This window comes from Moorena sp. SIO1F2 (assembly GCF_010672755.1).
Lineage (GTDB): Bacteria > Cyanobacteriota > Cyanobacteriia > Cyanobacteriales > Coleofasciculaceae > Moorena.
On the sequence record NZ_JAAHFV010000666.1, the window covers coordinates 1 to 1,343 of the forward strand.

1 protein-coding gene and 1 pseudogene are annotated in these 1,343 nt (G+C 40.2%); both read left to right on the forward strand.

Features of this window, described 5'->3' with window-relative positions; all coding sequences use genetic code 11:
• Window positions 1–348: pseudogene (locus tag F6J94_RS33880) on the forward strand (hypothetical protein); the annotation flags it as partial.
• Window positions 345–1,343, forward strand: a 999-nt coding sequence (locus F6J94_RS33885) for a caspase family protein (protein WP_293048344.1), incomplete at its 3' end; no start/stop codon positions are given. The pseudogene F6J94_RS33880 and the gene F6J94_RS33885, both read left to right, overlap by 4 nt.

A 1,343-nucleotide genomic window follows, 5' to 3' on the forward strand; every position in this document is an offset into this window, starting at 1 on the left:
TTAGTCATATTAGCTCATAGTTTAGGAGGGATTGCTTGTGTTGATTTATTAGTTACTCAACCAATGGCACAGGTGACATTATTAATTACAGTGGGTTCTCAAGCTCCCTTTTTATACGAAATTAATGCGTTATCTAGCTTAGAATTTGGTCAGCCTCTGCCAGACTTTTTTCCGGAGTGGTTGAATATTTATGATTTACGGGATTTCCTTAGTTACATTGGCGCTAATCTATTTCCTAATAAAGTCCAGGATGTTTTGGTGGACAGTAAACAACCCTTTCCCCAAGCTCACAGCGCTTATTGGACAAACCCAGCTACCTGGAAGGCAATTATCCCGAGGTTACCATGACTATTACTGCTAACCCAGAAAAAACCTATGGGTTGATTGTCGGTATCGAAAACTATCAAGCAACAAACTGGAATGTTAATGGTCCCGTTCATGATGCCATCAAGTTTGCTGATTGGTTGTTATCACGAGGAGTGCCAAAGGATAATATCAGGCTTTGTTTGTCTCCTTTAACTGAAAATAGTGAACTGGTTAATAACTTTGAGATAACGTCAACGCCAGCAACGGAGCATAATATAGTTGATATCATTACTAATGACCTGTCCCAACAAACAGGAGAGTTACTGTTTATATTTTGGGCTGGTCATGGTTTGATTACCTCGGAGCGGAATCGCAGGCTACTTTGTGCTGATGCTAGTAAAACGAATTGGCAGAATCTAGATTTTAATTCCCTGTTACTGCTTTTAGGGTCAGATGCTTTTAAAATTCCCCATCATATTTGTATAGTCGATGCTTGTGCTAATTATCTTTTAGAGTCAAACGGGCGACCAACCAATTTGGGAGGGCAGCAGTTTCCTAGTGGGAAACCTAGGACAGACAGTCAACAGTTTGTTTTACTGGCTACGAGAGAAGGGGAGAGAGCTAAAGTTAACTCCTCAGAAAAAACGGGATACTTTTCCCAAGCGGTAAGAAAAGCCTTAGAGCACCATGACTGGCTGCCAGATATGCCAGCAGTTGCTGATCACGTTAAGCAACAATTTGCTAATTTAAATAAACAACAACTACCAACCTATTTTTATCGTCGCAGTTGGAATGGTGATCAGGAGGATTATCATCCTAATCCCTTTGAGGTTGCCCACAATATACCCAGTACTCAAGCCTGTAAGTTTGTGGATAGACACCAGCCACTGGAAGAGTTACATCAGCTATTACAGCAAAATAATATTGTAGCAATTACTGATATTATAGGTAAGGGGGGAGTAGGAAAAACAGAACTAGCAATTCAATACTCTTGGTACAATTTAGAAAATTCTCCCGGTGGTTGTTGTTGGTTAAAT